Source organism: Candidatus Dependentiae bacterium (genome assembly GCA_018897535.1).
Taxonomy (GTDB): domain Bacteria; phylum Babelota; class Babeliae; order Babelales; family UASB340; genus UASB340.
Genome location: JAHIKO010000057.1, coordinates 1 through 12109, shown reverse-complemented (window position 1 = coordinate 12109; position 12109 = coordinate 1). Strand labels below are relative to the sequence as shown.

Genomic DNA, 12109 nt, shown 5'->3' with positions numbered 1-12109 from the left:
AGTATTCTATTATTCACTGACTTGCTCCTTGCTTGCTTTAAATAGATCTACTTGTAAACCTAAACTTTGCAATTCTTTTACTAACACATTAAATGACTCTGGAATACCTGGTACAGGTACATCATCACCTCGAACTATTGCTTCATAAGCCTTTATACGACCATTAACATCGTCTGACTTAACCGTCAACATTTCTTGTAATGTATATGCAGCACCATAAGCATACAATGCCCAAACTTCCATCTCACCAAGTCTCTGTCCACCAAATTGAGCTTTACCACCCAAAGGCTGTTGCGTAATTAATGAGTAAGGTCCAACAGATCTTGCGTGAAGTTTATCATCAGCCAAGTGATTTAATTTCATCATATAAATATAACCAACGGTTACAGGCTGATCGAAACGCAGTCCGGTTTTACCATCAAACAATGTATATGCTCCATTAGCCGACATTCCAAGATCTTTTAATAATGGAACAATTATATTTTGATAACTAGCTCCGTCAAATATCGGTGTCTTAAATGCTAAACCATTTTTAACCGTTTTATCCGCAAGCTCTTTAACAGCATCTTGGCCTTGACTCTTTTCAATAGAATCAACTAATTCATCCGAATATAATTCGGCAAGCTGTTTTTTAAGTTCTTTATAACTAAGTTCATTAATATTTTTAGCCAAATTTGCAGATATTTTTTTACCTGCAAAACCAAGTATTGTCTCTAAAATCTGGCCAACGTTCATACGACCGGGAACACCAAGCGGATTTAAAACTATATCAACAGATGTTCCATCATCCATAAATGGCATGTCTTCAATATTAACAATCTGTGATACCACACCTTTATTTCCATGTCGTCCGGCCATTTTATCACCAACGGATACATGTCTTTTTGCAGCTACATAAACTTTTACCATCTTCAATACGCCTGATGGCAAATCATCACCTTTTCTTAATCTTGAGAACATATCTGCTTTTATAGACGTTAATACTTGGATCTGATCGCTCAACATTATTGAAAAATCTTTAATCTTGGAATCAATATTTTTATTACCCGATTCCAAAGTTAATAACATATCAACATCTAAATTTTCTAATTTTGCAACAGAATATTTTGTATCCTGTATTTTTACATTAGAAATAGAATTTTCTGAAAGCAACGTCTTGATTTTGTTTTTTACACCTTTTTGAAGAATAGAAATTCTTGAAGCATAATCATCTTCAATAATTTCTGTTTGTTTTTGTACAAAATCTTTATAACGTTTATCTTTTCTTATTCCACTTTTTGAAAATACTTTTACATCAAGAACTGTTGCTTCTACTCCAGGTGGAACTCTTAAAGATGTATCTCGAACTTCTCTTGATTTTTCACCAAAAATTGCTCTTAATAATTTTTCTTCAGGAGAAACTTGTATATCACCTTTTAATGTGACTTTACCAACTAAAATATCCCCAGGTTTTACTCTTGTTCCAATTCGTACGATTCCATCTTCATCCAACGCTGCAAGATCTTTTTCTCCAACGTTTGGAATATCTCGAGTTATTTCTTCGGCGCCCAACTTGGTATCTCTGGCTTCTACTATAAATTCTTCAACGTGTACTGATGTAAATACGTCATCACTTACCAAACGTTTACTCAAAACTATAGCATCTTCAAAGTTATATCCGCGCCAAGGCATAAATGCTACCAAAACGTTGCTACCCAAAGATAAATCACCATCCAAAGTCGCCGCACCATTTGCAATCACATCACCTTTTTCAATTTTATCACCAACGCGAACAACAGGCGTATAATGAATCCATGTACTATGAGATGATCTTGCGAATTTTTTCAATTTATAAACATCAACAGGTCTTGAAAACCATCTTTTTTCACTTTTAGTTGTATCAAAAAGACCTATTTCTATTTTTTCACCTGAAACATATTCAACGACACCGGAACGTTGCGCTAATAAAGCAATACCTTGAGTAGTTCCAATTTCATGTTCCATACCAGTTCCTACAAGCGGATACTGACATTTAACAAGCGGAACAGCTTGTCGTTGCATATTAGATCCCATCAATGCTCTATTTGCGTCGTCATGTTCTAAGAATGGAATTAATGCGGTTGCAACAGAAACTAACTGTTTTGGTGATGCATCCAAATAATTAACATTTTTTGATTCAGTTCTGAATATATTTTCATCATTACGAACAAGAAGCATATCTTCTTTAATTTTATTTTTACTATCAAGTTCAACTGATGCTTGAGCTATATTTTTTCCGGTTTCCAAATATGCATCTAAATATTTTATATCTTCAGATACAACGCCATCATTAACTTCTCTATATGGAGTTTCTATAAATCCAAGATCGTTAACACGAGCATAAGTAGAAAGAGATGAAATAAGACCTATGTTTTGTCCTTCAGGAGTTTCTATCGGACAAATTCTTCCATAATGCGAAGGATGAACGTCACGAACCTCAAAACTGGCTCTTTCTCTTGTCAAACCACCGGGCCCAAGAGCGGATAATCTACGCTTATGTGCCATCTCTGCTACAGGATTAGTTTGATCCATAAACTGCGATAATTGTCCTGTACCAAAAAATTCTCTAAATACAGCTGCAATTGGTTTAACATTTAATACATCATAAGGCATCATTGTTGCATAATTATCTTGTAATCTAAATCGCTCTTTTACTATTTTTTCAACTTTTGTTAAACCCGAATACAATTGAGATTGCAATAATTCACCGACTAATCTAACAGCTCTATTACCAAGGTGATCAATATCATCCAATATACCTTGGCCACTCTCTTTTAATCCGATCAAATATTTTATTGTAGCAACGATATCATCTTGAGTTAAATACGTAATTTCAGTATTGACATTTAAACCAAGTTTTCTATTTGTTCTAATACGACCAACAACGGTTAAATCATAAAATCTTGAATTAAAAAATAAATTATGAAAATATTCTTCCATAATTTTTAGAGATGGAACATCACCCGGGCGCAATTTTGTATAGATTTCTTTTAATGCATCTTCTTTTGAATTTACATGATCATGAGCAAATGTTACAGCTAATGTCGGTTGAACTAAAAGCCCTGAAGACTTTACAACTTTCAACTCAACAACACCGGAAAGATTTGAAACTTGATCAACCAATTCTTGAGTTAGAGCCATACCCTGCTGAGCTATAATTTCTCCGGAATTTTGATCTATCAAATCACCAGCCAAAATTTTATTAACAACGCTGCTTTTTCTGACTATTAACTCTTTTACGCCTTCTTTTTTTAACTTTTCTATTAAATTTTTATTAAATCTTTGTCCTACAACAAATTTTTCTTCTAATTTTTTAGATAATGCTCCGGAGGCAAGTCTTTGACCAATTAAATGATCCCCTATTTTATTATAGAAATCTCCAGATTTTGCATAAATAGTTTCAAAATCATAAAACATTGAAAGAATAGAATCTTTTGCAATCCCCATAGCTTGCAAAAATGTTGTTGCCAAAATTTTCTTTTTTTTATCTATTCGAACGTTTAATACATCATTGCTATCAAATTCAAAATCTATCCAAGAGCCTCTTGCCGGAATAATTCTTGCAATATGACAAGGCAAACCCTTAAAATCTTTTGTCTTTTTACTTAGCGTAAATATGGCACCTGGCGCTCTGTGCAACTGACTTACAACAACTCGATCAACACCATTAATAATAAATGTTCCATTGTTGCCTAATTTATAAGAACCTTCATCATCCTCAAATAAATCAACCATTATAGGAAGATCTGCAAAAAAGACTTCCTGTTCTTTTATGTCTTTTACAGATTTTTTAGAAGTTTTAGGATCAATATCCCAAGAAACGAGTTGCATTTTTAATTTTAACGGCATTGAATAAGTTTTACCGCTATATCTGGCCTCATCGGCAGTAATTTCATTTTTTACAAATACTCGAGCAGAACATTTTTTACAGACGGTATAACTGGCAGTATGTTTTCCACATTCAGGACAAACATCTTCATTTAATCGCCCGGATCCATTTTTTTTACAAGAAGAGCAACTCCACTTATACCTATTTTCTATACCTTTTACACTGCCGCAAGCACACTCCCAATCACCCAATTCATAACTTACATATTCTAGAGATATTTTATCAGTATTTTCAATTGGAAATGTATCTCGCAAAACTTTTTCCAATCCAATATTCTTGCGTTCAGATGGCAAAAAGTCCAACTGAGCAAAATCATTAAAAGATTTTGATTGTATTTCTATAAGATCAGGAAGTTGAACAACCTCTTTAATTTTCCCAAAAGATTTTCTAAAGACACCTTTACCTAAATGCACTTGAGCCATCCACAAACTCCTAAAGCGTAATTTTACCGCAACAAACCTTTTAAGTTTCCACCCACAAAATCGCAAAGCAAAAAGGCCGTTTTAAACGTTTCTACCCAAACACCAAATATATTTTAACATTTAAATAAAAACATTTAAAACGGTAATAAGTTAAAAATAAAATAAAAACAACTGTTTTTGTTGATTTTTATTTTACGATAGCTCTACTTTTGCGCCGGCAGCTTCTAAAGCTTCTTTGATTTTTTTAGCATCATCTTTAGATGCAGCTTCAGAAACAACCCCAGGAGCACCTTCAACTAAATCCTTGGCTTCTTTTAAATTCAAAGCAGTTACGGTTCTTAATGCTTTGATTACTTTAATTTTATCAGCACCAGAATCTTTTAATGTAACCTTAAATTCGGTCTTTTCTTCTGTAGGAGCTGCTGCTGCTACAGGAGCTGCTGCTGCTGCAACAGGCATAGCTGCAGAAACGCCAAACTTTTCTTCTAACGCTTTAACAAGCTCTGCAACTTCCAATAAAGACATGTTGCTTACTTGCTCAACTATTTGATTAATATTTGATGTAGCCATGAAGCCCTCACCTTTAAACTATAAAAAAACAATATTTAATTAATATTTACTATACAAAACAACCTTATACTTGTGCCTGATCCTTTTTGGCAACGACATTTAACAATCTTGCCAAGCTCGCTATTGGAGCCTGTAAAGTTCCTGCCAATATAGCCAAAAGAACCTCACGTGAAGGCAACGATGCCAAATATTTAATCTGTTCCTTTGACATAGATTTAGATTCAAAAAAACCTGAAACTATATCAAGCTGCTCATTATTAGTTGAAAAATCAACCAATACTTTTGCTACAGACGGAACATCTTTCTTAACAAAAACAAGACCTACCTGATTTTTGAATTCATCTTTAAATCCATCAATACCGGAAAGATCATGTGCTGCTAATTTCATTAAACGTGCTTTTGTAACTTTAAAAACACCATCAACATTGCGTAATTGAGTCTTTAAGCTCTGAATTTGCGCAACAGATAAACCCTTATATCCAACTAAAAATGATGCATTGGCCGCTTTTAATTGGTCGTTTATATTTTTTATAACTGATTCTTTTTGTTGACGATTCATTTTAATAAACCTCTTATGCTAAACCTAAACAACTTCATCAGGGTTTACAACAACACCAACACCCATTGTAGATGAAATAACAATTTTCTTTATAAACTTACCTTTTGAACTTGCCGGCTTTGCAGCTCTTATAGACTTTATCAAAGCTATAAGATTTTCTTCTAATTTATTCGCACCAAATGAAACTTTACCAAATGCAGCGTGAACCGCACCATTTTTATCGTTTCTAAATGATACACGACCTTTCTTCAAATCAGTAATTATAGCAGTTACATCATCAGTAACGGTTCCAACTTTTTTGTTAGGCAACAAACCTTTTGGTCCCAAAATTTTTGCTAATTTACCAATTTTTCCCATAAGATCTGTGGTTGCAACAGCAACATCAAATCCTATCCAGCCGCCTTCAATTTTTTCAATTAAATCTTCCAAACCGACAAAATCTGCGCCTGCTGCCTTTGCTTCCTGCTCTTTTTCTCCGGTTGCAAAAACTAAAACTCGCAAGCTCTTTCCGGTACCATGAGGTAAAAGCGCTGAGCCTCTAACTGTTTGTTCACCTTTAGATGCATCAATACCCAAAACAGTGCTCAGATTAACAGATTCATCAAATTTAGCAGATGCGTTTTTAACAACAAATTCAAGACCCTTTTTCAAGGTATCAATATTTGCCGAAACGAGTGCTTCTTGAGCTTTTTTAATTCTTTTGCCTGTTTTAATCATAAAAAATCCAATTTCAACTAATCAACATAAACATATAACAAATATAAGCAAAACTAATCCCTAATTTGTAGTCCCATACTTCTGGCACTACCTGCAACAACTTTTTTTGCCGCTTCCATATTAAAAGCATTCAAATCAGGCATTTTAATTTTTGCTATTTCTTCTATATCTGCCCAAGAAATTGTTCCAGCAACGTCTTTACTTGGATTGCTAGACCCTTTTTGTATTTTTGCTTTTTTTCGCAAAAGCTCAGATACCGGGGCTGTCTTTAAAACAAAATCAAATGTTTTATCAACATAGATAGTAATCATGACAGGAACAGTTTCTCCTTTGCGATTAGCAGTAGCTGCATTGAATTTTTTACAAAAATCCATAATAGCAACACCGTGCTGACCCAAACAAGATCCCACTGGAGGAGCTGGAGTTGCTGCGCCTGCAGGAATTTGAAGCTTCACATTTGCTTTAACTTTTTTTGCCATATTTAAAACCTAAATTTAAATTACCTTTTTACTTGATCAAAACCTAACTCAACAGGAGTTAGTCTTCCAAAAATACTTACCATTACTGTAAGCTTTCCACGTTCTTCATCAACCTTTTCAACGATACCAACAAAACCTGAGAAAGGTCCACTTGATATGTTAACCTCGCTGCCCTCCACAAAAGTAACTACTTCTTGAGCAACTGGTAACTGACCACTCATTTGAGCAAAAATTCGCTCAACTTCTTTATTGGAAAGCGGAACCGGCTTTTCACCGCCTAAAAAGCGTGTAACCCTAGGGTTTGAAGCGACAACCTTATAGGATTCACCGGTCATTTCTAGCTGTATTAGTAAATATCCAGGGAAAATTTTTTCTTTTTTATCTTGCTCTCCAGATATCAATGAAACTACCTGTCCTCTTGGAACCAATATTTCGCCAAATAAATCTTGAAGACCTTCTTCAATAATGCGCTTATCAAGATCGGCTTTAACAACCTCTTCAAAGCCTGTATATATTTGAACTACATACCAACGTTTCATAATAAATCCATCAATTCGAATCCAAATTACTATATTAAAGTAATTTTTCTTAACAATAAACTAAATAAAGCATCCATACCGCCAAGAATCAAAGCCGCAACTAGAGTCAGAATACAGACAATTATCACTGTCCCAATTAGATCATCCCGCCCCGGCCAAGTTATCTTATAAATTTCACCTTTAACTTCATGTAAAAAAGTCAAAATTTTACTCATTATATCCCTTAATTTATAAGATTTCAAACAGTTAGTGGCAGGCCAGGAAGGACTTGAACCCTCAACCTACGGATTTGGAGTCCGTCGCTCTACCAGTTGAGCTACTGACCCACTAAAAACTATTTAATCTCTTTATGCATATTATGTACACGACACTTAGAACAAAATTTCTTTAGATTTAATTTTTCAAATTTTCTTTTTTTTGAAACCATCTTACTGTAATTACGTTCTTTACACTCGGTACACTCTAAATGTATTATAGTTCTCGCTTTTGCCATAATCTTGCTCTTCTATTAAAAAACCAACATCCATTTAACTCTAAACTTCTAAACGCAAAAAACCAATTTATTCAAGGTGTATTAATTTTAAGTGGAGCCCGCGACCGGATTTGAACCGGTGACCTCTTCCTTACCAAGGAAGTGCTCTACCGACTGAGCTACGTGGGCAAATTCAAAATGGAGCTGGCAACTGGACTTGAACCAGCGACCTGCTGATTACAAATCAGCTGCTCTACCAACTGAGCTATGCCAGCAATAATTGGAGCGGGAAACGGGTCTCGAACCCGCAACCTACAGCTTGGAAGGCTGTCGCTCTAGCCAATTGAGCTACTCCCGCAATATTTTCAAATAAAAAAATCAAAACAATATTAATGTTTTGAAATTTACCCAGGTAAAACCCACTAAAATGGTGGGGAGAACAGGATTTGAACCTGTGAAGGCATAGCCAACGGATTTACAGTCCGTCCCCTTTGACCGCTCGGGAATCTCCCCATTAACTTTTAGTCGCAACATTAGAATAGATGTTTTGATAAAGATTTCAATCTTTTTTTAATTTTTTTTTAAAAAATAAACATTTTTTTTATATTTGTTCATAAATTGCTATAAACAAATTGATAATCAGCTGATAACAAGCATTCTTTTTTCAAAATTATTGTCAATAAAGCTTAACTCTAAAAAACAAATCTCGTCTCTTAGCTCAATGTTATTAGTTATGTTATGTATGACATCGGGCCATTCAATAAAGCTGTAACTATTTTTTTTATATAAATATTCGTCGAAGCCTAAATTTAAAAAGCTATCCTGCGAATCTAGTCGATATAAATCAAAATGGTAAAAATCTACATTTTTTTCAGATTTATAATTATTAACATAATTAAACGTCGGACTTGTAATTAACTCTTTAATCCCACAATTTTTCATTATTTGTTTTATAAGTGTAGTTTTTCCAACACCAAGAGCGCCTTTGAATAAAAATATTTTCTTTTTATTCATAAATGGCAATATATATTCTTTAATTATTTTATCTAAATCTTTTAATTCAAAAAATATTTTCATATATTTTCATAACTTTTTAATTTTTTTATAAATTTGCTTCTCTTTTTTAGGTATTTTCAATGATTTAAAATTTTTAATTTCGGGCTCATTGTCTTTTTTTGCAAAATCAATATCAATATGAGACATTAAAACATCTAAAGCCTCACTGCTTTTGGGTTTAAAATCACATAATTGCTCTAATACATAATCGTCAGATTCAATTTTCTGTATTTTATTTTCATTTTTATCAAATTTAAATTCAACCTGCGCTGTTATTGTGTTTAAAACTATATCATAAAAATCAAATACATCTATAGCATCAGCACCGCATTTTTTACACTTGGTCTTCAACTCATTGTCTTTGGTAACCAATAATATTTCTTTATTTTTATTTTTTTCGACGTATTCAAAAATCCAATCATCAGCGCTAATTTTTTGTCCTGAAAATATTACGACTATCCCATTTTTAATTTGCCGCTCTGAATGTAAACTTAATCCACCGTCAAAAACCACTATTATTTCTTTTATTTGTACATTTGTTTTTTTGTAAAAAATAAGTTCTTTAATCAATTGTTCTCGCTGAATATCCAACTTTCCCTTAACTTTATTAAAAACTTGTTTTAACAAATTATAACCATCTATAATTACAATCAAAATAAAACCCTCCTGGTAATTATTATAAATAATTGCAAAAAATGAATTTTTGAACTAATTTTTAGTTTATATTATATATCAAATAAGTTTTCAAGGAAAAAAAAGTGGCTCAATTAACTCAGTTAAGAAGAAAAATTCAAGCAATTGAGACAACAAAGAAAATAACCCATGCTATAAGACTTGTTTCAATGGCGTCATATGCCAAATTGGACAAGCAAGTCAATTTTTTAAAAGAATATAAAAACAGCATATCCAATACATTTACTCAAATACTTAATTTCCAGGAATCAGAATGGAATAATAAAATTCTATTTCCCGAAGATATTTTTGATCAAACTCCTTTAATAATAATTATATCTTCGACAAAAGGTTTATGTGGAAGTTTTAACTCAAATTTAAGCCGCTTTATGGAACGTAAGCTTATTATAGAAAAAAATCAAAAACCTGAATTTATAGCCATAGGCAACAAAGCCAGAAAAGAAATTGAAGCCAAAAATCTAGGTGAAATTGTTTTAAATTTTAATGAACTAAATTATAGTTTACTGGAGACAATTAGTTCTAAAATTATTGATAAAATTTATGAAAATAATAAAACATATTCTTCTGTTGTTTTTTTTAGTAACAAATTAATAAATTTTTTTATTCAAAGGCCACAAAAAACAACTTTAATTCCGGCAGTTTTAGAGATACAAGAAGAACAAAACCTATCAAAAGAATTAGATCCAATCATAACGCAAAACGAAAAAGTAATATTAGATTTTATTGCTGAAAAATATATCAAAAGTTCCATTACAGAAATACTATTTCAATCTTTAATTGCAGAAAACGCTTCCAGATTTTTGGCTATGGACAGTTCAAACACAAATGCAAAAAAAATTCTTGAACGGCTTACACTTCAATATAACAAATCTAGACAAGCTTTAATTACTAAAGAAGTTTCCGAACTTTGCGCTAATATTGAATAATTATTACCAGCCTATTTCGCTGTACATTTCTCTTTTATTGATCTCTTGTATCACTATTTTTAGTTCTTTTACTGTATTTTCCGGCAAATTATCAATATCAAACCAACCAATTTCATAACATTTATCTGGCTCCATATTTTTAGCTTCACCAGCCCACTTTTCAGCTTGCAAAAATATACCTAAAATTTCCCCAATACCATGCGACAATTTTCTATGAGATATGTGTAAAACTTTTAGATTATCTGGATTAACAATAATATCCAACTCTTCATTCATTTCCCTCGAGGCTGCAACTCTTAACGTTTCATTGCCATCAACACTTCCACCTGGTAAAGCATATTCACTATTACCCCACCCGTTTTTTTTACGTTTTGTTAAAAGAATTTTATTGTCTTTTTTTAAAATTACTGCAACAAATGTATCTAATTTGAATTTCTTTTTTTGCATACCTATTCCTGTATAATCTCTATTTTTGCACCTAAAATTTTCAATTTATCTTCGAGTTTATCATAACCTCTACGCCAATGATGTAAACCAAACACCTGAGTTTTGCCGGTAGCCGCAAGCCCTGCCAATACAAGTGCAGCTGAGGCTCTGATATCAGAAGCTATAACATTTGCACCATAAAGATGATTTACGCCATTAACATTTGCCTTAGAATTTTTAACACTTATTTGCGCGCCCATCTTTTCAAGTTCTTTTACATGCATAAGTCTATTTTCAAAAACAGTTTCATCAACAATACTCACTCCGTTTGCCAAACATAAAGCAGCCATCATTGGTGATTGCAAATCTGTAGGAAATCCCGGATATGGACAAGTTTTTATATTTGTAGCTTTTGGATTTTTTGTTGCGATTAATTTTATACCCAAATTAGAATTATTACCTATTCCGGTAATAACTTCATGTCCCATTTGTTTCAATTTTTCTAAAAACATCTCCATTTGATCAGGTCTTGCTGAAGGCAAAATTATTTTTCCTCCGGTAATAGCTGAAGCTAGAAGTAATGCACCGGCTTCCAATCTATCAGGTATTATGGTATGCATTATTGGATTTAACTTTTTTACACCGGTAACAATTACAGTTGCAGGAAGATCAAATTTTATATCTGCACCCATTTTTTTTAATACTTCTATAAAATCAAGAACTTCCGGCTCAAGTGCCGCATTAACTATAGTTGTTGAACCGTTTTGCAGTGTTGCAAACATTATTAAATTTTCAGTAGCACCAACGCTTGGGTATTCTAAAACAATTTTCTTCTTTTTATTTAGTTCTTGATCGGCGCTGGCATAAATAAAATCGTTATCATAAGTTATACTAACGCCCAAACATTCAAACCCCTTTAGATGAAAATCTATTGGTCTTGCACCAATTGAACATCCACCGGGAAATGCAACTCTAGCTTTTTTAAATCTGGATAGTAATGGGCCCATTACCAATATTGAAGCTCGCATTTTATCCATAACTTCATGTTTTACTTCAGCTTTATAAATCGAACTTCCATCAAACTCTAAAATATTACTATCTTTATCAAAATGAATCTTTGCTCCCAAATCTGTAAGTAAATCTATCATTTCATTTATATCTGCAGAATTTGGAACAGAATGTAAAACAGATTTTCCGGAAACCAATATCAAACTTGCCATAATAGGCAATGCAGCGTTTTTAGCCCCAACTAACTCAGCTTGGCCTGAAATATTAAATGATTGCTCAACAGAAATATATCCATTTATCGACATAAATTTTACCCAATTTTATATAAAATAATT

The 12109-nt window shown here is 32.8% G+C and carries 13 protein-coding genes and 5 tRNA genes; 1 reads left to right on the top strand and 17 read right to left on the bottom strand.

Annotation, left to right across the window (positions count from 1 at the left end):
- Positions 1-9: 9 nt before the first annotated feature.
- The 15 genes from rpoB to KKE07_03695 form a co-directional block, all read right to left on the bottom strand.
- On the bottom strand, positions 10-4329 hold the full coding sequence (gene rpoB / locus KKE07_03765; GenBank protein ID MBU4269958.1) for a DNA-directed RNA polymerase subunit beta: 4320 nt from the start codon (positions 4327-4329) through the stop codon (positions 10-12).
- Positions 4330-4521: 192 nt separating this feature from the next.
- Complete coding sequence (gene rplL / locus KKE07_03760) at positions 4522-4899, bottom strand: 50S ribosomal protein L7/L12 (GenBank protein ID MBU4269957.1); 378 nt, start codon at positions 4897-4899, stop codon at positions 4522-4524.
- Between the two features lie 64 nt (positions 4900-4963).
- Complete coding sequence (rplJ, locus tag KKE07_03755; GenBank protein MBU4269956.1) at positions 4964-5458, bottom strand: 50S ribosomal protein L10; 495 nt, start codon at positions 5456-5458, stop codon at positions 4964-4966.
- A gap of 24 nt (positions 5459-5482) precedes the next feature.
- The gene (rplA, locus tag KKE07_03750) at positions 5483-6175 is read right to left on the bottom strand and encodes a 50S ribosomal protein L1 (GenBank protein ID MBU4269955.1); all 693 of its coding nucleotides are present in this window, start codon (positions 6173-6175) and stop codon (positions 5483-5485) included.
- A gap of 53 nt (positions 6176-6228) precedes the next feature.
- The gene (rplK, locus tag KKE07_03745; GenBank protein ID MBU4269954.1) at positions 6229-6654 is read right to left on the bottom strand and encodes a 50S ribosomal protein L11; all 426 of its coding nucleotides are present in this window, start codon (positions 6652-6654) and stop codon (positions 6229-6231) included.
- 20 nt (positions 6655-6674) lie between these two features.
- Complete coding sequence (gene nusG, locus KKE07_03740; protein MBU4269953.1) at positions 6675-7196, bottom strand: transcription termination/antitermination protein NusG; 522 nt, start codon at positions 7194-7196, stop codon at positions 6675-6677.
- 26 nt (positions 7197-7222) lie between these two features.
- The gene (gene secE / locus KKE07_03735; GenBank protein MBU4269952.1) at positions 7223-7408 is read right to left on the bottom strand and encodes a preprotein translocase subunit SecE; all 186 of its coding nucleotides are present in this window, start codon (positions 7406-7408) and stop codon (positions 7223-7225) included.
- Between the two features lie 35 nt (positions 7409-7443).
- A tRNA-Trp gene (locus tag KKE07_03730) sits at positions 7444-7519 on the bottom strand.
- Between the two features lie 8 nt (positions 7520-7527).
- Positions 7528-7686 (bottom strand): 50S ribosomal protein L33, encoded by a 159-nt coding sequence (gene rpmG / locus KKE07_03725; protein ID MBU4269951.1) that lies wholly within the window; start codon positions 7684-7686, stop codon positions 7528-7530.
- A gap of 92 nt (positions 7687-7778) precedes the next feature.
- A tRNA-Thr gene (locus tag KKE07_03720) sits at positions 7779-7854 on the bottom strand.
- Positions 7855-7864: 10 nt separating this feature from the next.
- Positions 7865-7940 (bottom strand) — tRNA-Thr (locus tag KKE07_03715).
- A gap of 6 nt (positions 7941-7946) precedes the next feature.
- Positions 7947-8023 (bottom strand) — tRNA-Gly (locus KKE07_03710).
- A 70-nt stretch (positions 8024-8093) separates the two neighbouring features.
- Positions 8094-8178 (bottom strand) — tRNA-Tyr (locus KKE07_03705).
- 126 nt (positions 8179-8304) lie between these two features.
- Positions 8305-8742, bottom strand: coding sequence for a tRNA (adenosine(37)-N6)-threonylcarbamoyltransferase complex ATPase subunit type 1 TsaE (gene tsaE, locus KKE07_03700; protein MBU4269950.1), 438 nt, complete (start codon positions 8740-8742; stop codon positions 8305-8307).
- Between the two features lie 6 nt (positions 8743-8748).
- Positions 8749-9375, bottom strand: coding sequence for an NYN domain-containing protein (locus tag KKE07_03695; protein MBU4269949.1), 627 nt, complete (start codon positions 9373-9375; stop codon positions 8749-8751).
- A 104-nt stretch (positions 9376-9479) separates the two neighbouring features.
- Between KKE07_03695 and KKE07_03690 the strand changes: the two genes are divergently transcribed.
- Positions 9480-10340 carry a F0F1 ATP synthase subunit gamma gene (locus KKE07_03690; GenBank protein MBU4269948.1) on the top strand — a complete coding sequence of 287 codons (861 nt, stop codon included), beginning with the start codon at positions 9480-9482 and terminating at the stop codon, positions 10338-10340.
- Positions 10341-10343: 3 nt separating this feature from the next.
- Here KKE07_03690 and KKE07_03685 read toward each other — a convergent pair whose 3' ends face one another.
- Positions 10344-10787, bottom strand: a complete 444-nt coding sequence (locus KKE07_03685) for an NUDIX domain-containing protein (GenBank protein MBU4269947.1) — start codon at positions 10785-10787, stop codon at positions 10344-10346.
- 2 nt (positions 10788-10789) lie between these two features.
- Positions 10790-12079, bottom strand: coding sequence for a UDP-N-acetylglucosamine 1-carboxyvinyltransferase (gene murA, locus KKE07_03680; GenBank protein MBU4269946.1), 1290 nt, complete (start codon positions 12077-12079; stop codon positions 10790-10792).
- Positions 12080-12109: the final 30 nt, after the last annotated feature.

Coding starts and splice junctions, on each gene's coding strand:
- secE (MBU4269952.1), bottom strand. CDS start 7,408: ATGAGTAAAATTTTGACTTTTTTACATGAAGTTAAAGGTGAAATTTAT.
- KKE07_03685 (MBU4269947.1), bottom strand. CDS start 10,787: ATGCAAAAAAAGAAATTCAAATTAGATACATTTGTTGCAGTAATTTTA.
- rplK (MBU4269954.1), bottom strand. CDS start 6,654: ATGGCAAAAAAAGTTAAAGCAAATGTGAAGCTTCAAATTCCTGCAGGC.
- rplL (MBU4269957.1), bottom strand. CDS start 4,899: ATGGCTACATCAAATATTAATCAAATAGTTGAGCAAGTAAGCAACATG.
- tsaE (MBU4269950.1), bottom strand. CDS start 8,742: ATGAAAATATTTTTTGAATTAAAAGATTTAGATAAAATAATTAAAGAA.
- rpoB (MBU4269958.1), bottom strand. CDS start 4,329: ATGGCTCAAGTGCATTTAGGTAAAGGTGTCTTTAGAAAATCTTTTGGG.
- murA (MBU4269946.1), bottom strand. CDS start 12,079: ATGTCGATAAATGGATATATTTCTGTTGAGCAATCATTTAATATTTCA.
- rplA (MBU4269955.1), bottom strand. CDS start 6,175: ATGATTAAAACAGGCAAAAGAATTAAAAAAGCTCAAGAAGCACTCGTT.
- rplJ (MBU4269956.1), bottom strand. CDS start 5,458: ATGAATCGTCAACAAAAAGAATCAGTTATAAAAAATATAAACGACCAA.
- rpmG (MBU4269951.1), bottom strand. CDS start 7,686: ATGGCAAAAGCGAGAACTATAATACATTTAGAGTGTACCGAGTGTAAA.